Genomic DNA, 18,381 nt, shown 5'->3' with positions numbered 1-18,381 from the left:
TTCACCCAAATACCTATTAAATAAATTTTTCTACTATCTTATTTACTTTATTATATATATTATTTATAACTGCATCTTCAAATATGAATTTTTTATTTTCCATCAATATTTTTCCATTAACAATTACTGTATCAACATCATTTCCATTTGCAGAATAAACTATATTTGATTTTATGTTATGTATTGGTCGCATATGTGGAGCTCCCAAATCAATTAATATAATATCATTATTTTCAAATCCAATAGATTGGCTATTAATTCCCATTTTTAAAACTGTATCTATGTCGGCTACTGTTGGGTCCCATCTATGGGCTTTATGTAGTAATGAAGTTATTTTCATTTGTTCCAATATGTCCATATTATTATTACTTGCTACACCATCGGTTCCAAGTGATATATTTGCGCCGTGTTGAAGGAGCTCCACCAATGGCATAACTCCACCACTTGCCAGCTTCATATTACTTGTTGAGCAGTGGGATATTTTTGTTTCTGTTTTTGCCAATGTTTTTGCTTCGTCTTTTGTAATCCATACACAATGTGCTACAATTGTATTTTTATCCAATATATTTAGGTTATTTAAATAATCCACAGGCCTTATATTTTTATTATTTTCCATTTCCACCACTTCATATCTAGTTTCTGATATGTGGGTGTGTAAAATCGTATTATATTTATTTGCTATTTCTTTACATTTTATATATGTGTTTTCTGAACATGTATATGGAGCATGTGGAGCTATTGCAGGTTTAACGGTTTTTTCGTCTTTATATTTTTTTATAAAGTTCTCCGCACCATTTAATAATTTATCTAAATTGTCATGTTCAGGAGTTCCAAAATCAATTATTGGATAGCAAATTGTTCCCTTTAATCCAATTTCTTTTGTGGCTTTTAATATTTCTTCACTGAAAAAATACATATCATTAAATGAAGTAATTCCAAATCTTAACATTTCAAGACAGCCCAACAATGAACCATAATAAACGGCTTCTTTTGTGAGTTTGGCCTCATTTACCCATATTTTTTCTTTTAGCCAATCCTGTAAAATCATATCGTCGGAGATGCCCCTTAATAATGTCATTGGTATGTGGGTGTGAGTATTTGTCAATCCAGGCATGGCACATTTATTTTTTCCATCTATTATTTTTAAATCTTTTTGGTTTATATTTTCTTTTTCCATTAAAAATTTTCCGATTTTTATATTGTTATTATCTATTAAAATATCTACATCTTTATATACATTTAAATTATTATCTATTGAATAGGATAGATTTGTTATTAATATTGTCATAATATCACCGATTTTTTTATTTTTAGGTGATATTAGTCTAAAAATCTGTGATTTTTAGCAGATAATATCACCGATTTTTTTATTTTTAGGTGATATTAGTAATGAATTTTCACGAAGTGAAATTCATCGGATAATATCACGATAATTTTATATTTATTTTTTAATACAGGACATTTTATAATATAATTATTTAAAAGAAATTATCAAGTGTAATTTGTTTATTATTGTTTTTTAGCTCATCTTTGGTAATTCCAATAGCTTCCATAATTCTTAATACTGGGGGTAGCACCTGATTATCAATATAATAATTTGCATCGTAGTTGGTGGCTTGTTCTGGGATGGTAGCCCTTTCACTTATTGGGGAGCTCCCATTTACAATTACGAAACCAATTACATCACCGATTTTTAACCTATCTCCTCTGTCTCTCATTTTTTTGGCAACTGCTATGTGGGGTGTGGCTGTGGAATATTCGCTAATATCTTTTGTTAGTTGTTTATATATTATTAAATCTTTGGGGTTTATTTTTTTATCTCCCCCCGGGGATTCACCAATCTTCGATTGGGGTAGATTTTTTAAATCATTTATTGTATCTTTAATAATCTGTTTTGCAGTTTCTACATCTCCTTCTTTTAAAAGTGTATTTAATACTTTTTTTTGGGTTTTTTTGGCTATATTTGACCAATCCCTTCTTACAAATTCCAAACCTTTTACTATAATTTTATTGTTTTCATCAATTAAGGCATATCTTTTTTTAGTTATGAATATACCTCTTTTGTAGTATCCTTCAAATTCGAGCTCCATCTTTTCGGGGAGCTCCCTGTTTATTTCATTTAAAAATTTGATGGTTTTATTTAATATATTTTCTTTATTTGTATTTTTATTTTTATTTTCGTCTAATATCGCATATAATCCGTCAGTATCTGCATATATTACATTAAATCCGTTATTTTCCGCTTCCTCTATTGTTTTTCGTATATATGCCCTACCTAAATGAGTAATTACTTCGGCACATTCTTTGGAATACCATCTTGCCCGCGGATAAGCCATATAACCATAGAATGAATTTGCTAAAATTTTTATTGATTGTTGTTCATAATTTAATAATTTATAATTTTCGTTGTTGTTTTTGTTATTATCGTCTTTATTATTCTCTGTTGTATTTTTATTTTTTAAAACATCTTTAATATTTTTCCTTCTTTCAATTAAATCTTTTAGAATTTCAGGTATAATACCTATCTTTTTTTTACAGAACCAATAACCCAATATTTTATCGTTGGTATCACCACAACAAGGGCAGTTTATTGTATCGGGGCTTATATTATAGCTTATTATTATAGATGGATATAGAGCTCTGAAATCCATGCTAACTATGTTATCATGCATGCCTTTTATGGGCTCTTTTACATATCCTCCCTCATAACCTTCTTTTAATCTGTTTTGGTATTCATTGCCATAAGGTCTATTTGGTGCCAAATAATTTTTATTGAATGAATGCTTTAAAAGTAGATATTCTACCATATTGCTACTACTCATTCTACTTATATCAAATAAACATTGGCCAACAATATTTGAAAACATAATTTCTAATGGCAAAAAATATTCCCCTATTTTATATGTATATTCTGCATCTTGGAGTGAGTATTCTACTAATTTGGGGTTATTATTGTTCCATAGTGGCACTATATTATGATGTCCAACCTCTAATTTTTCTATGTTAAATAATTCTTTTGAAACATCTTCTAATTTATATTTGGTTAAATTTAAGGTTCTTCTTGCTATGGGGTAAAGGTCAATATGCACAATTCCAGAAATTGCACTTTTTAAATTCATGCCCCCTTTTGATAATTTTAATTTATGATTTTCTCCAAAATTTAATGGTATTTTTAAATGTTCTGCCCGTCTTTTTAAATATGGGAAATCAAAATTATCTCCGTTGTAGGTGTATATTATATTATATTGTTTTAGGAGCTCCATGGTTTTTTTAATTAATTCCTTTTCGTCCTTTACAATTTCAACGCTTTCATGCTCAAATGGTTTGTAGGTAATTACTTTTTTTATTTTTTTATTTATTTTTTTATCGTGTGAGTAAAAACTTGTCATTAATATGGCATCTTTTTCAGGTTCTGGCTCCCTATCTTTAAAATGCACCTCCATATCAAAAGATACGGCTTTTAAATCTGGTATATTATTATAATTTAATAAATCAATATTTTTATTATTATCAATTAAATACCGTTTTGTAAATGGAATGTCATGTTCGTAGGTTGTTCCTATTTTCCCATTGGGAAAATTGGCTAATCTCTGATTAGCCTTTATTTTTTGCAATTTTCGTAATTTTGGAATGTCTTTGGGGTGGTCTGTTGTTATTTTTGATAAAGTCTTTTCTACTGTCCTATTTTTATATGGATTTTCAATGTCATTTAAATTTATAATAATTTTTTTTACTCTTTCTATTGCCGTTATATATTCTTTAAGTTGTGGTTCTTCCTCATCTATAAACTTATTTATGGTATTTTTATCGGCATCTATGTATAAATATGGTTTAAAATCTTTTTTAATTATTTTCTTTGTAGTATATATATAAATACGGTTTTCTTTTGAATTATAATCAATATCTAAAAGCATGATAACACCACAATATATAAAAATTAGGTAAATTATTTATGGTTAATAATTAAAATGATTATGATTAATATATAATGAATATTGTGATTGTATATCCATTACATATTATAAAAATTCACTCAATAATTTCCAAAGGAAATTTAGAGATAGAAGCGAAGCTTCTCTATATTCAAATCAAAGATTTTAACCTCAAAGATTATATGGTGATACTATGATAATAAAAGGAAATATTCATTTATTTGGTGATGATATTGATACCGATGCCATAATTCCCGGGGCCTACCTTAAAACAACAGACCCAAAGGAGTTGGCATCTCATTGCATGGCTGGAATTGATGAAAAATTTTCAACAAAGGTAAAAGACGGCGATATAATTGTTGCAGGTGAAAATTTTGGCTGTGGAAGTAGTAGGGAACAGGCACCAATATCCATAAAACACACCGGAATAAAGGCAGTAGTTGCTGAAAGTTTTGCACGGATATTTTATAGAAATTGTATTAATATAGGATTAATACCTATAACTTGCGAAGGAATAAATGAACAAATCCAAAACCTAAAAGATGGCGACACAATAGAAATTGATTTGCAAAATGAAACAATAAAAATAAATTCTATGATGTTAAATTGTGGAGCTCCCAAAGGGATAGAAAAAGAAATTTTAGATGCTGGTGGATTAGTACAATATACAAAAAATAAGTTAAAAAAATAAGTTAAGAAATAGAAAACAAAATTTAAAATTTAAAAAAAGTGATATAATGACAGGAAGATTGGCAATTTTAGATTATGATAGATGTCAGCCCCGAAGATGCTCTACGGAATGTATGAAATACTGCCCGGGAGTTAGAATGGACGAAGAAACCATTGTTATGGACGAAGATTTGGGAAAACCGATAATTTCAGAAGAATTATGTGGTGGTTGTGGTATTTGTGTAAAAAGATGCCCATTTGCTGCAATAAATATAATTGGACTTCCAGGGGAGCTTACAGAGGATAAAATAATACATTCCTACGGTAAAAATAGATTTAGGTTGTATGGGTTAATTACTCCAAGAGATGGAGTGGTTGGTATATTGGGTCCAAATGGTGTTGGTAAATCTACAATATTATCCATATTAAGCGGAATTACAACTCCAAATTTAAATAATTTAGATGAAGAGCCAAAATATGAAACAGTTATAAAACGGTTTTCAGGCACGGAGCTCCAAACATATTTTGAAAAATTATCAAAAAAAGAAATAATTCCTATCCATAAACCGCAATATATTGATGCTCTTCCAAAGGTTGTAAAGGGAACCGTAGGGGAGCTCCTAAAAAAAGTAGATGAAAAGAGGATGTTTAATGAAATAATAGAAGTTCTTGAATTAAATAATTTACTTGATAGAAGTTTTGACCAACTTTCCGGAGGGGAGCTCCAAAGGGTAGCAATTGCTGCGGCGTCATTAAGGGAAGGGGATATTTATTATTATGATGAACCTTCCTCATGGCTTGATGTTAGGCAGAGGTTTAATGCTGCAAAAATTATAAGAAAAATTGCCGAAAATAAAAAGGTTGTAGCAGTAGAGCACGATTTAATAGTTTTAGATTATCTTTCGGATAATATCCATATTATGTATGGTATTCCATCGGCTTATGGTGTTGTAACTCACCCCCGGGCAACAAGAACAGGAATAAATACATATCTTGATGGATTTTTAAGGGAGGAAAATATAAGAGTTAGAAAAAGCCCAATAGTATTTGAAAAAAGACCACCTATAAATTATACAAATCGTCCAGAATTGCTTAATTATTCAAAGGTATCAAAAACCCTTGGTAATTTTAATTTAACCGTAGAGGGAGGGACAATTCATAAGGGAGAGGTTGTAGGTATATTGGGACCAAATGGAATAGGTAAAACTACTTTTGCCAAAATACTTGCAGGAATAATAAAACCAGATAATGGTACGGTTTCAGCAAAAGAGGTAAAAATATCATACAAACCCCAATATATTGCAACAGATTTTGATGGGACAGTGAGGGATTTATTAATGAGTGTGGCAAATATAAACACTTCATTTTATAAATCTGAAATAATTAAGCCCCTTAGTTTAGAAAAAATAATGGATTTCGAAGTAAAAAATTTATCTGGGGGGGAATTGCAAAGAGTGGCAATAGCTTCCTGTTTAAGTATGGATGCAGATATTTATTTAATTGATGAACCATCTGCGTTTTTAGATGTAGAGCAGAGGTTGGTAGTATCTCGAACAATTAGGAGAATGGCGGACGAAAAAGAAGGGGCTATGTTTGTAATAGACCACGATATATTATTCCAAGATTATATTTCCGATAGATTTATAGTATTTAGTGGAGAAGCTGGAAAAATAGGGAAAGGTTCGGCACCATTGGATAAAAGAAGTGGAGCTAATAAATTTTTAAAGGAGATGAATATAACATTTAGGAGAGATGCAGAAACAGGAAGACCAAGGGTAAATAAAGAAGGTAGCCAAAGAGACCAATATCAAAAAGAAATTGGAGAATATTATTATACGGAAGAATAACGAAAATAGAAAATAGTCATTGATAACTATATGAAGTAAAATATTATTGAAAGAGTTCTTCCCACCGATATCAGATAAATATAAATAAACTGGGTTATAAATTACTAACTGGTGAAAGTATGGCAACAACCTATGAGTTAAAAATATGCGGACAAGTTCAACATGTGGGATTTAGAGATAGAATAGAAGATATTGGAAGAGGTTTGGGTATTGATGGGGTAGTTTATAATTATAAAGACGAAACAGTTAGAATTTTAGCGAACTTTGATGATGAGGAATTAAAAGAATTTTTTAAAAGGAGTATAAAGTTTTTGGAGAAAAAAGACAATTTAATCAAAATAAAAGAAATTGAAGAAAAAGAACTAAACGCATTTATTGAATTCCCAAAAGGGATTAATAGAATTTCCGCAGATGATTTATTAGAACTTAATAAAAAATTAGATGAAGGAGTTAAATATATTAAAATGATTTTTGGAGTTTTGGAGGAAGTTAAAAAAGGACAAGACACAATAATAAAGGGACAAGACACAATAATAAAGGGACAAGACACAATAATAAAGGGACAAGACACAATAATAAAGGGACAAGACACAATAATAAATGGGCAGGAGGAAATAAAAGAAATTTTGAAGGATATTAGAGATGAGTTAAAAAATAGAAATTAAAATTTTATTTATACTTGGGAATACAATAGGGCAATAGAATATACTATTTTTAAATGCATAATAAATCTCCTTTAAAATAGTTGCAATTATTTGCAACCTTTTATTTTTTTAAAATAACTGGTTTTTAGGTTTATTTTTCTTTTTATCGTTATAATATATGAGTTGTAGTGGTGAAACTATTGTTATAACTGTTTCGACTGGTAAAGTATATATACTCATAATGACAAGTGTTATTTGTGAAAAATTATACCAACCAAAAAAATAAAATAAAGAGGTAATAAATATGAGTATGAGCTTAAAGAAAATAGGAGCAATGGCAGTAGGAGGAGCTATGGTAGCTTCCGCATTAGCAAGTGGTGCTATGGCAGCAGCTACAACATCAGGAGATGTTTCAGGATTTATGGCAAATGCAGTTAAAGACGGACAGCCAAATGTAGATATTGTAGTAGGTTCAAACGCAGCAACAAGCGATGTTGTTTCAGCAACAAATATTGGAGCAAAAATCGGTTCAATGTGCTACAAAACAGGAGCAGTTACAGATGGAAGTGCAGAATTAAATGTTCATGTTTCATCTGAAACTGATTTAACAAGTAATTTAAATGCTTATGCAAATGGTAATCAATTCGCAATATTTACAACATCAAAAAGAAGTTATACAACAAGTTTGGGAACTACTACTATAGTGGGTAACAGCAATGTTGTAGCTGATGCAGCAGGTGCAGGGTTAATTGAAAATTTACCGAGATTATCCACCTTGACAAGAAGTAAAGATATAGATCCTTCTGATGTTAGTGATGATGATTCAGCAGATGCAACAGAATTTTTGTTGGCGTCAGTTCTCAAAAATGGAGCAGATGATTATGATATTAACAAAGGAAACTTAGTATATGGTACTGTTGCATTTAAAGACGGAAAAGATGCAATGGCAAATGATCAAGACCTATATCTTGGAATGGAAATACCTTTCCTTGGAGATGCTACAACAATTGTGGATACTGACGATGCTACAATATATTTAGGTAAAAAAGCATACGATGGAAATATTAAAGAAGGCGAATCCTATGATTTAGGAAACGGATACACCGTAAAAGTTAAAAGTGTCTTAATACCACTTGGAGGGGGAAATCCACAAGTAGATGTTGCAATATTAAAAGATGGAAAAGAAGTTGCATCCAAAGATGACCAAGCACCATTTGAATTAAGAAGTGGAGATATTGGAGTAAATGTATATGATGCATTCAAAGATGTTGGAGGAAACTATGGGTACGCATCATTGATAATCTCAAAAGATGTAAAAGGTTATGACTTAGGAGATGAATATATAAAAGATTGGAAATTATATGCTGTAACAGATAATGCAGGAAACCTTGATTTATCCGATAATGACTTAAAGGAAGATAAGACACAACTTAATGCAGGAAATTCAAAAGAAAAAAGTTTAACAGATGGTACAAACAAGGTTATTGGTCTTGCATTAAAATATGATGGAGATAAAATAGAAACATTGAAAGATGGAAAATCAGCAGACTTTGTAAACAATTACGCAAGTTTGAAATTTACAGACGATGACTCATCACCTAGTTTATTTGCAAAATATGAGATGGATGTATCAAAAGATGCAACATTAAGCGTTGGACAAAAAGCATCAGTATTAAACGCAGATATCAAATTAAATGACCTCAAAGCAACTGCACAACAAATGGTTCCAGTAACAGCACCAATTGCAAAATTGGACAGTGAAGTTACATTAGACACAGCAGACAAAAACTTAATAGTAGTTGGGGGACCTGTTGTAAACAAATTAGCAGAAGCTTTACAAACAGCTGGTAAAATTACAATTGATAACACAAGCCCAGCAACATTGGCAGTAGTTGATAACGCAGCAAACGGAAACGATGTTTTAGTTGTTGCAGGTGGGGACAGAGCAGCTACAAGAGAAGCAGCATTAGAATTAATTAAAAACTACTAAATTAAATAAATAAATAAATAAATAAATAAATAAATAAATAATTCTTTTTATCCTGAGCAAAGGATACAGAAAATCTTTACGATTTTCTTTTATTTTTTTATCTTAAAAAATATGATTAGTTTCTTTTTTTACAAAATATAATAATTTGGGTTGGTCAGGGAGCTCCCAGTTGACATATAAATATGGGAGCTCCGAAGATATACCATAATCGTTATGATATTTATACCCAAATCAAAGATTTGCGAATCCCCCTGGAATAAAATAATAATATTTATATATGACAATAATCTCATATAATATTGTAGAATGTATATATATATTAGAAATATAGGTGATATTATGAAATTGTTAAAAAAATTAACCTCCAAAAAAGGACAGGTTTCAATGGAAATAGGTATCTTAGTGGCAGCAGCAGTTGCAGTTGCAGCTATTGCAGCATATTACTATGTATCTAATGTTAAAAGTAGTGCAGCCAACTCAGGAGCTGCAGCACAAACATCATCCTCTAAATTAGCAAATGTAGCTACAAACTATACCGATAGTCTTAGTAATCTATAAAATAATTAAAATTTTTCTTTTTTTTGGTGTTTTATGTTAATTAAAAAACTTTTTTCTAAAAAAGGACAGGTTTCAATGGAAATAGGTATCTTAGTGGCAGCAGCAGTTGCAGTTGCAGCTATTGCAGCATACTATTATATATGGAATGTCAAAGAATCTCATCCAGAAAATGCAGGAATATCGGCAAATAAAGCCATAGTAATTTTAGGGAATAAATCTGTTCAATATGCTAATTCCATAAGTAATCTATAAAAGGGAAATAATGGATATAATCTACCCCATAACACTGTTAATATTAATCTATTTTGTAAATCCATTGAAAAATGAAGAAAAATTATTTACAACACCGTTTTTAACTGTTTCTTATGTTATAATAATGACCTATATTTTATCGTTATTAAATATTTCAATATATAAATTTTTATATATTATGCCTTTGCTAATTTTTTCAATATATTATCTTAAAACTAAAAAACTCAATTTCAATAAAGAATATAATGCAATAAAACAAGCCTTGAAACGAAAATATATAATATTATCTATAATATTATTATTTACAATTTTTATGGGATACAATATATTTCCCCCAAATCCAGCAAATACAACAGATACACAATTTCATTCCTATAAATCAAAGGCAATGATTGAAGAAAAAACAATATTCTATAAAACTAATGAAATTCCATATAAATATTATGTAAGTTATCCCGCAGGATTTCATTCCCTGGTTTATTATTTATCCTCTTCGGTAAGTGATATATTAAATTCTATTCAATTTATAAAATTCTATATATTACTATTATTTGTATTGGGATATTATTTAATAGGGGAAGCAATTAAAAAAGGACTGGGTTGTTGGATTGCCTTGTTTTTGCCATTAACTAATGTAGTTTATAGAATTGTAGGGGTATTGCTTCCAAATACATTGGGGTATGCCTTAATGCTAATTTGTATTTTCTTTATATTGAAATATAGAACTACAAAAAATAATATATATTTAATATTATTTTCATTTATTACAATATCATTAGTATATATTCATACATTCCCATTAATTATATTGGTATTATTTTTAATATCTCTATCTATTTATGATTTATATCTAAAATATTATAAAAATATAGTAAAATATTGGAGCTCCCTTATATTGTCAATACTATCGGCGGTATTATTGATATATTCAAAAATGGCAGAAAATATTGTATCTTATGGAAAATCTACAAATTTTACTCCTGAACCTATTTCGGCGATAATACGAAACATTTTAGCAGGAATGGGAATAATTTATTTATATATTTGGACAAATTCATCAAAAACAGGTATATTGGATAATACAAATACGGTTTTCATATCCCTTATATTTACGGTTTTATTAATTATTGGAATATATAATTTAAGTAAAACAAAAAATAATAATTTAAATAACGGAGCTCCGTTTATCTTACTATTAATTTTATTAATTTTAAATATAATAAATATAAAATTTATCCATATACCTATTCCATTTTTTAGCAGTCAATACGATAGTGCAAGAATGGCAATTCATATTCAAATAATTATGCCAATATTTTATGGTGCAGGATTATATGCAATATATAAACTAATAGAATCCAATAAAAAAACCAAAATAAGCACATACAATATATTAAAACCACTTTTCATAATTTCTATATTATTATTTTCTACGATTTCAGCATATACAAATTATGAAATAATATCAGAAAAACAGAAAGATAGTTTCGTAATACACAACAATGATTTAAAAATCTTTGAATATATGAACAAACACAACATAACAAACCAAATAATTTTAAACTTTGGTGAAGATGCAGGACAGTTTTTACCAATATATACGAAAAATAAGCCAGTATTTTATTTTTATAAATTCCAGTCCAACAATGCCACGGTTGGTAATACTTCATTTGACAGCATAATTTCAGCAATCGACAATAAAAATTATACAACAATATTAAATAGTTGCAAAAAGGAGAATATTAGTTATATTTATATGCCTGAATACTTAGGAAAATACGATGGTGGATTTTTTAACAACAGCAAATATTTTAAAATAATCCATATCAAAGGAAATGCAAAATTAGTAAAAATAAAATAAATATTATAGTCAATCTTTGGACAATTTCACTAAATAATTATATATAGTTAAATTAAATTTCTCTAACAAACCACCAAACCCAAAGAAATCTGGATGATATGGAACGGATAATGGACAGTTATCGAAGATTAACTATATTTATGGGGTAAATTATGAAATTAATTAATATTTTAATAATATTATTGGTTTTAATAATAATTGTTCCAATAAATGCATATTATACCTCTGAAATATCAATAAATTCAAATATTCCAGAAAAAAATATATCATTTACCATAAATAAAATTTCAAACTATGATAATTATAATATATCATTTACCCATTTTGGAAACATTAAAAACTATACTGTGGTTAAAATATTTATAAACAATAAAGAAATATACACAATAAGCAAATCTAACAATAACACGGGTTCGGGAAGTTATAAAAAATCAATTTCTATTGACATTACAAATTATTTAAATAATGGGGATAACACTTTAAAAATGGTTGGAAATAATATGGGAGCTCCCAACTACACACCATATTATAAATTAAAAAATATTCATATAACCGAACCCGTAAAAACACCAATTCCAACTATTGCACTAATTTTTAGTAGTATATTGATTACAATTATAATTTTAAATAAAAATTATAAAATCTCTTCAACATACATTAAAGGATAATCCAGTTCTTTTATATATTTTAACCCCAATATTGCCGTAGTATTATTTATTTTTATTTTTAATTTAACGATTAACATATTGCCATCTAATGAAACATATTTATCTTTCGGAGCTCCCAAAATCTCCACCCAAATATCCTCAACACAAGGTTGATTTTTCATAGATTCCTCAATAGATTTTTCCATTATTTCCTTATTTTTTGAACTTATGGGAGCTCCCACAAATTGATGGAATAGGGCCCCCATAGTAATACCCCCTTCAAAAACTGCCCTCTCTCTATCTGATAAATTTTTAAAATAATTGTTAAATATTTGGTTTTCTTCAAGTTTCATAATTTCACCGTATTTTAATTTTATAATTATTTTTTAATCAATTCTTTTTCAAACGAATTTAAACATAAATTTAATACTTTTTTTATAGTTTCGTCCTTGGGAGCTCCCTTTTCAAAATTTGCATTTAAACCTGCGGCTTCTGCATGACCTCCTCCCCTTCCATTTAATTTCTTTGCTATTTTTTCCATTAAACCACCTAAATGGACTTGTTTTGAAAGTTGTTTTCTGCATCTAGCACTTACTCTTATTTCCTTATCTTTTTTTCTAACGGCAACAACAAAGGCAATATCTGCCCCAATGGAAACCATAGTTTTAGCACAAGATGCTTCATTAGATGAGGAGTTGGACAATGCAACTATATATTTCTGATTACCCTGCTTTATGGTATGGAGCTCCATCCTACTACATGCCTTCAAATGTGCCAGTTTTTTACTTTCATCGCTTTCCTGTGTAAGAAGATACAATATTTTTTGAAAACTTATGTCCTTTATTAGCCATGAAATTATATTAAATGTCCCCTCCGTAGCAAGTTTTAAATGTTTTGTGTCATAAACAATACCACATAATAAAGCTGTTCTTATATTTTTAGGGGGATAAATATTAATTTTTTTAAATATATTGGCAACAATTTCGCACACAGAGGTAGAATTTTCATCAACAATTACCAAATCACATATATTTACTAAATCTGTTTTTTTGTGGTGGTCAATTAAAATTATGTTTTTATCCAATAATTTATTTTCGTCAATCATAACTTGATTTAAACTTGCCGTATCTACAAAACAAACAATGTCCAATAATTTAGGATAATTAACAATTTCCACAGATTCATTTAATTCCAACAATATATTTCGAGTTAATTTACTAACTGAATTTGTAGATATGATTATATTGGGGTTTTTATTTTTATTAAAACTATTTGCAAGATATTTTAATCCTAGGGCTCCTCCAATTGCATCGGGGTCTGCATTATGATGACATAAAAATAGAATATTATTTTTTTCCTTAAATAATTTTTTTAAATGGTCGATATTATCGCTATGGTATGGGTTATTATTTTCATTTTTAAGTATATTATTCATTATTTCACACTCAAATTATATTTAAAGATAAATATGGTTAGTGATATATAATATATAAATGATAATTATAAAAACGACAATAAAAATAATAAAAATAATTATAAAATTATAAAAACAAAAATAGGGGAAAATATGGATGCTGTAATATTATGTGCTGGAAAAGGAACAAGATTAATGCCATTAACAGAAAATATACCAAAGCCAATGTTGCCAGTTGGGGGAGCTCCCATTTTAGAACGAATTATTAATAAAATTGATAAACTGGTGGAAAATATATATTTAATTGTGAAATATGAAAAAGAAATAATAATAAACCACTTCAAAAACAATGATAAAATAAAATTTATAGAACAGACGGATATAGACGGAACAGGATATGCCGTATTAATGGCAAAAAATCATATAAGCGGAGATTTTTTAGTAATAAATGGAGACATAATATTTGATGACGATTTAACAAATATAGTAAATGATGATGTTAAAAACATAATAACACTAAATGAGGTAGATAATCCAAGTAATTTCGGGGTTATTGTAGTGGATAATCAAAATAATATAATAGAATTACAGGAAAAGCCAAAAAATCCAAAATCTAATCTAATAAATGCGGGAATTTACAAATTTGAAAATAAAATATTTGATATATTGGAAACATTACGGCCATCAGAGAGGGGAGAGGTAGAATTAACTGATGCAATTAAGGAACTAATTAAAGAAAATAATATAAAAGGAATTAAATTAAACGGATATTGGAATGACATAGGCAAACCATGGGATTTATTAGATGCAAATACCCATATTCTAAAAAACATAAAAACAGACATAAAAGGAAAAATCGGGAAAAATGTGGTAATTGAAGGAGCCGTAATAATAGAGGAAGGGACGGAAATAAAACCAAATACTGTGATAGAGGGACCTGCAATAATAAAATCTGGTGCAATTGTTGGACCATTGGCACACATAAGACCAAATACTGTTTTAATGGAAAATACAGGTGTGGGTAATTCCTCAGAAATAAAAGGAAGCATAATAATGAAAAATTCAAAAGTGCCACATTTATCATATATTGGAGATAGCATAATAGGAGAAAATTGTAATATGGGTTGCAACACCATTACAGCAAATTTAAGATTCGATAACAAACCAGTAATGGTAAATATTAAAGAGGAAAAAGTTAAAAGTGTTAGAAAATTTGGGGCAATAATCGGCCACAATGTAAAAACAGGAATACAGGTTTCATTTATGCCTGGTGTAAAAATAGGAAGTAATAGCTGGATTGGTGCAAATTGCTTAATTAATAATGATATAGAAAAAGATAGTTTTGTTTATAAAAAAGAAGAAATAATAATTAAAACAAAAAGAAAATAAAAGATAAAAGAAATTGTTAATATTTTCAATTAATATACATATTTAATTTATATTAATTTTAGCCATCAAGCTGGTTTTTAAAATATCCATTATAATCATCGGACCACCAATCAAACTCAGATAATGGCATATAATATCTAACATTGCCATCATAATAACCTTCAATATATTCATCAGGTGTATCGTGTATAAATTTAGGATGGTAATAGTAGTAATCACATTTATTTATATAATTCTCATCTATTGGAGGTTTGTACGATAGAAGATATCCTTCAAAATTATTGGGTAGTATATAATTGCTATTTGAATATTTTTTTATATATCCTATATAATCCCGATATAAATACGAATATTTTTTATATTTCATATCTTTCCTTAATATTATTCCTGGAGGATGGAACGAATGCTGTGTAAAGTATGTGCTTTCAATAGCAACTTTTTCCCCACTGTCTAATTGCACTATTAACCACATGTGCCCAGAATTGTTATTAATATTTCCATATTTATCCAATGAATATGGAGATGATGCAAGATATGTTTTAAAACCATGTCCTTCTAAAATCCAGTCCAACTGTGCCGAAACATCGGAGCAGTCGTAATCGTTCCGATTATAATTAGGTAATTTAATATTCATTAATACCACATATAATGAATCAATATCTTTATTTTTTACATCTGGATAGGTTTCATCGGCTATTTTATAATAATTTTTTGGTAAATATACCGATTTATGATAATTTTTAAATTTGGAGTTAGGAGCTCCATAGTCAAATATTGAATCATTGTATGAAGTTGGCAATTCATTAATATCTTTATTAATTGTAGGGTCTAGATTTATAAATATACCTATTCCCCCTATATAGCCATACAAAATTAAGAAAATTGAAAATAATACAGATATTATCTTAAAATTTTTATTCATAATACCCCCTGAAAAAAATATTGATATTTTGGGAGCTTTAACATTTTCCAAGGGGAAATTTTAAAGCCGTAAAACTTGCGAAGCAAGTTTGAGACTCCTTGGAGCTCCATTTATTTTATTATAGTCAATCTTCGAACACTTGGTGTTGAATAAAAGCAAATATTCCTTTAAACTATAAAATACAGTTAAAGAATGCTTAGGTACCTTGACTAATAAATGATATTTAATTAAAGATTGACTATATTTCTGAAAATACTTCATCTAAGGCATTAATCAATCCATCAATATCTGTTTTTTCCACGATAAGCGGTGGCAAAAATCTTAAAACCACATCTGATGTGCAATTTATTAAATAACCTTTTTCAAGCATTTTTTTAACAATATCTCCACCATTAAATGATAGTTCTATTCCTATCATTAATCCTATTCCTCTAACCTCTTTAATAAATCCATATTTATTTTTTAATTTATTTAATTCAGTTATAAAATATTCTCCCATATTTTGAGTATTTTCTAAAAGTCCTTCTAATACTCTAACTGATGCATAAGATGCAGAACAGGCTAATGGATTTCCTCCAAATGTGGTTCCATGACTTCCTGGTGTAAAGGCAGTCGCCACTTCTTCCGTTGCAATTGTTGCACCTATCGGAGCTCCACCACCGAGAGCTTTTGCCAATGTTAATATGTCTGGTTTTATATTATAATGTTCATATGCAAACATTTTTCCTGTTCTCCCCATACCACATTGAACTTCATCAAATATTAACACTATATTTTTATCATTGCAGATGTCTCTAACTCCTTTTAAATATTCTTTATCTGCTATATGTATGCCCCCTTCCCCTTGAATAGGTTCCAACATTATTGCCGTTGTTTTATTTGATATGCCTTCTTTTAGTGCTTCAATATCATTAAATTTAACATATTTAAATCCTTTTGGGAGTGGTTCATATCCTTCTTGATATGCTGGTTTTGCCGTTGCCGTTATTGTGGTTAAAGTTCTACCGTGGAAGCTATGTTCCATAGTAATAATTTCTCCCTCTCCTATGTTGTTGTTTTTCCCATGTTTTCGAGCAAGTTTTATTGCGGCTTCATTGGCTTCAGCCCCACTGTTTGAGAAAAAGGCTTTATCCATTCCAGTTAATTCCACCAATTTTTTACCGAGTTGAACTTGTGGTATTATGTGGTATAAATTTGATGTATGAATAAGGAGCTCCGCCTGTTTTTGCAATGTTTTAACTACTTCTGGATGGCAATGCCCTACATTATTTACGCCAATACCAGCAAGAAAATCCTTATATTTTTTTCCGTTGATGTCTTCTACAATCATCCCATATCCCTTTACTGGGACGATTCCATATCTCCCATATGTTCCAATTATGTATTTTTTATCATTTTTTATCATTGTTTTTTCATCGATATTATCATAAATCTCAGAGAAATAATCCATAAAATCACCATTTATTTATAAAATATATTATATATTGTCTCTATGTACTATTATACATTAAACTATTATACATCAATACATTATAAACCATATACTATACGATATACTTAATTTATAAAGTATTAATAATTTATAATATATAAAAATAATTAAAAGTGAAATTATGCACTATTTTTCTGAAAACCCCGAATCAGCAAGAAATGAAACCACCATTGAAGGAATAATTAGAAATAAAAAATTTACATTTAAAACAGATTCTGGAATATTCTCCCCTAAAAAGATAGATAAAGGGACTAAAATATTGGTAGAAGCCCTACAATTAGGTAAAAACTATGATATTCTAGATATAGGATGCGGTTATGGTGTTGTGGGAATATCCATAGCAAATGAAGTAAATAGCATCACTATGACAGACATAAATAATAGGGCAGTAAATCTTGCAAAAAAGAATTTAAAGCTAAATAATATTGATAAATATCTTGAAGAAGACAAAATAACAATAGTCCAGGGCAATTTATATCAAAATGTAAAAAATAAAAAATATGATTTAATTATCTCAAATCCTCCAATAAAGGCAGGAAAAGATATAATACAACAGATAATAAAAGACGGAAAAGAAATTTTAAAGCAAAATGGTAGTATTTGGCTTGTAATTCAAACAAAACATGGGGCAAAATCCATAACAAAATATATGGAAGAAATATATGGAAATGTGGAAATAATCACAATTAAAGGGGGATTTAGAGTTTTAAAGTCCGTAAATAAATAATTATTGGGTTGTATATATGGGAGCTCCCACAACATAT

At 28.8% G+C, this 18,381-nt stretch carries 16 protein-coding genes; 10 read left to right on the top strand and 6 right to left on the bottom strand.

The window, feature by feature from the left end:
- Nucleotides 1–16: 16 nt before the first annotated feature.
- On the bottom strand, nucleotides 17–1,288 hold the full coding sequence (locus MAEO_RS03255; RefSeq protein WP_011973370.1) for an amidohydrolase: 1,272 nt from the start codon (nucleotides 1,286–1,288) through the stop codon (nucleotides 17–19).
- A gap of 190 nt (nucleotides 1,289–1,478) precedes the next feature.
- The gene (locus MAEO_RS03250; RefSeq protein ID WP_011973369.1) at nucleotides 1,479–3,914 is read right to left on the bottom strand and encodes a DNA-directed DNA polymerase; all 2,436 of its coding nucleotides are present in this window, start codon (nucleotides 3,912–3,914) and stop codon (nucleotides 1,479–1,481) included.
- A gap of 211 nt (nucleotides 3,915–4,125) precedes the next feature.
- Here MAEO_RS03250 and hacB point away from each other — a divergent pair, with 211 nt between their 5' ends.
- From hacB to MAEO_RS03210, 8 genes are all read left to right on the top strand, one after another.
- A complete protein-coding gene (gene hacB, locus MAEO_RS03245; protein ID WP_011973368.1) occupies nucleotides 4,126–4,623 on the top strand; it encodes a homoaconitase small subunit in 498 nt (165 codons plus the stop codon).
- Between the two features lie 46 nt (nucleotides 4,624–4,669).
- A complete protein-coding gene (locus tag MAEO_RS03240; RefSeq protein WP_011973367.1) occupies nucleotides 4,670–6,448 on the top strand; it encodes a ribosome biogenesis/translation initiation ATPase RLI in 1,779 nt (592 codons plus the stop codon).
- 119 nt (nucleotides 6,449–6,567) lie between these two features.
- The gene (locus MAEO_RS03235; RefSeq protein ID WP_011973366.1) at nucleotides 6,568–7,113 is read left to right on the top strand and encodes an acylphosphatase; all 546 of its coding nucleotides are present in this window, start codon (nucleotides 6,568–6,570) and stop codon (nucleotides 7,111–7,113) included.
- 283 nt (nucleotides 7,114–7,396) lie between these two features.
- Complete coding sequence (locus tag MAEO_RS03230; protein ID WP_011973365.1) at nucleotides 7,397–9,082, top strand: S-layer protein; 1,686 nt, start codon at nucleotides 7,397–7,399, stop codon at nucleotides 9,080–9,082.
- A 339-nt stretch (nucleotides 9,083–9,421) separates the two neighbouring features.
- A complete protein-coding gene (locus MAEO_RS03225) occupies nucleotides 9,422–9,640 on the top strand; it encodes a class III signal peptide-containing protein (protein ID WP_011973364.1) in 219 nt (72 codons plus the stop codon).
- A 33-nt stretch (nucleotides 9,641–9,673) separates the two neighbouring features.
- Nucleotides 9,674–9,892 carry a class III signal peptide-containing protein gene (locus MAEO_RS03220; RefSeq protein ID WP_011973363.1) on the top strand — a complete coding sequence of 73 codons (219 nt, stop codon included), beginning with the start codon at nucleotides 9,674–9,676 and terminating at the stop codon, nucleotides 9,890–9,892.
- Between the two features lie 10 nt (nucleotides 9,893–9,902).
- On the top strand, nucleotides 9,903–11,753 hold the full coding sequence (locus MAEO_RS03215; RefSeq protein ID WP_011973362.1) for a DUF6541 family protein: 1,851 nt from the start codon (nucleotides 9,903–9,905) through the stop codon (nucleotides 11,751–11,753).
- Nucleotides 11,754–11,905: 152 nt separating this feature from the next.
- A complete protein-coding gene (locus MAEO_RS03210) occupies nucleotides 11,906–12,421 on the top strand; it encodes a hypothetical protein (protein ID WP_011973361.1) in 516 nt (171 codons plus the stop codon).
- Here MAEO_RS03210 and MAEO_RS03205 read toward each other — a convergent pair.
- Both MAEO_RS03205 and MAEO_RS03200 read right to left on the bottom strand, forming a co-directional pair.
- Nucleotides 12,388–12,753 (bottom strand): dihydroneopterin aldolase family protein, encoded by a 366-nt coding sequence (locus MAEO_RS03205; protein ID WP_011973360.1) that lies wholly within the window; start codon nucleotides 12,751–12,753, stop codon nucleotides 12,388–12,390. The genes MAEO_RS03210 and MAEO_RS03205 overlap by 34 nt on opposite strands.
- Nucleotides 12,754–12,779: 26 nt before the next feature.
- Entirely contained in the window at nucleotides 12,780–13,835 is a 1,056-nt protein-coding gene (locus tag MAEO_RS03200) for a DHH family phosphoesterase (RefSeq protein WP_011973359.1), read from the bottom strand.
- Between the two features lie 132 nt (nucleotides 13,836–13,967).
- Here MAEO_RS03200 and glmU point away from each other — a divergent pair, with 132 nt between their 5' ends.
- Nucleotides 13,968–15,203: a bifunctional sugar-1-phosphate nucleotidylyltransferase/acetyltransferase gene (glmU, locus tag MAEO_RS03195; protein WP_011973358.1), complete on the top strand. Its 1,236-nt coding sequence runs from the start codon at nucleotides 13,968–13,970 to the stop codon at nucleotides 15,201–15,203.
- A 58-nt stretch (nucleotides 15,204–15,261) separates the two neighbouring features.
- Here glmU and MAEO_RS03190 read toward each other — a convergent pair whose 3' ends face one another.
- A complete protein-coding gene (locus MAEO_RS03190) occupies nucleotides 15,262–16,125 on the bottom strand; it encodes a hypothetical protein (RefSeq protein ID WP_011973357.1) in 864 nt (287 codons plus the stop codon).
- A gap of 238 nt (nucleotides 16,126–16,363) precedes the next feature.
- A complete protein-coding gene (locus MAEO_RS03185) occupies nucleotides 16,364–17,575 on the bottom strand; it encodes an aspartate aminotransferase family protein (RefSeq protein ID WP_011973356.1) in 1,212 nt (403 codons plus the stop codon).
- A 163-nt stretch (nucleotides 17,576–17,738) separates the two neighbouring features.
- On the opposite strand from MAEO_RS03185, the gene MAEO_RS03180 reads away from it, so the two are divergent.
- The gene (locus tag MAEO_RS03180; protein WP_011973355.1) at nucleotides 17,739–18,344 is read left to right on the top strand and encodes a class I SAM-dependent methyltransferase; all 606 of its coding nucleotides are present in this window, start codon (nucleotides 17,739–17,741) and stop codon (nucleotides 18,342–18,344) included.
- Nucleotides 18,345–18,381: the final 37 nt, after the last annotated feature.

This window comes from Methanococcus aeolicus Nankai-3 (genome assembly GCF_000017185.1).
GTDB lineage: Archaea > AGJL01 > Methanococci > Methanococcales > Methanococcaceae > Methanofervidicoccus > Methanofervidicoccus aeolicus.
The sequence above is the reverse complement of the archived record's forward strand: the minus strand, read 5'-3'. Positions and strand labels throughout refer to the sequence as shown.

Excerpts from the sequence above, each read along its gene's own strand:
- hacB (WP_011973368.1), top strand. The coding sequence starts at position 4,126 with ATGATAATAAAAGGAAATATTCATTTATTTGGTGATGATATTGATACC.
- MAEO_RS03220 (WP_011973363.1), top strand. The coding sequence starts at position 9,674 with ATGTTAATTAAAAAACTTTTTTCTAAAAAAGGACAGGTTTCAATGGAA.
- MAEO_RS03210 (WP_011973361.1), top strand. The coding sequence starts at position 11,906 with ATGAAATTAATTAATATTTTAATAATATTATTGGTTTTAATAATAATT.
- MAEO_RS03180 (WP_011973355.1), top strand. The coding sequence starts at position 17,739 with ATGCACTATTTTTCTGAAAACCCCGAATCAGCAAGAAATGAAACCACC.
- MAEO_RS03185 (WP_011973356.1), bottom strand. The coding sequence starts at position 17,575 with ATGGATTATTTCTCTGAGATTTATGATAATATCGATGAAAAAACAATG.
- MAEO_RS03230 (WP_011973365.1), top strand. The coding sequence starts at position 7,397 with ATGAGTATGAGCTTAAAGAAAATAGGAGCAATGGCAGTAGGAGGAGCT.
- glmU (WP_011973358.1), top strand. The coding sequence starts at position 13,968 with ATGGATGCTGTAATATTATGTGCTGGAAAAGGAACAAGATTAATGCCA.
- MAEO_RS03240 (WP_011973367.1), top strand. The coding sequence starts at position 4,670 with ATGACAGGAAGATTGGCAATTTTAGATTATGATAGATGTCAGCCCCGA.
- MAEO_RS03255 (WP_011973370.1), bottom strand. The coding sequence starts at position 1,288 with ATGACAATATTAATAACAAATCTATCCTATTCAATAGATAATAATTTA.
- MAEO_RS03205 (WP_011973360.1), bottom strand. The coding sequence starts at position 12,753 with ATGAAACTTGAAGAAAACCAAATATTTAACAATTATTTTAAAAATTTA.
- MAEO_RS03225 (WP_011973364.1), top strand. The coding sequence starts at position 9,422 with ATGAAATTGTTAAAAAAATTAACCTCCAAAAAAGGACAGGTTTCAATG.
- MAEO_RS03235 (WP_011973366.1), top strand. The coding sequence starts at position 6,568 with ATGGCAACAACCTATGAGTTAAAAATATGCGGACAAGTTCAACATGTG.
- MAEO_RS03250 (WP_011973369.1), bottom strand. The coding sequence starts at position 3,914 with ATGCTTTTAGATATTGATTATAATTCAAAAGAAAACCGTATTTATATA.
- MAEO_RS03190 (WP_011973357.1), bottom strand. The coding sequence starts at position 16,125 with ATGAATAAAAATTTTAAGATAATATCTGTATTATTTTCAATTTTCTTA.
- MAEO_RS03215 (WP_011973362.1), top strand. The coding sequence starts at position 9,903 with ATGGATATAATCTACCCCATAACACTGTTAATATTAATCTATTTTGTA.
- MAEO_RS03200 (WP_011973359.1), bottom strand. The coding sequence starts at position 13,835 with ATGAATAATATACTTAAAAATGAAAATAATAACCCATACCATAGCGAT.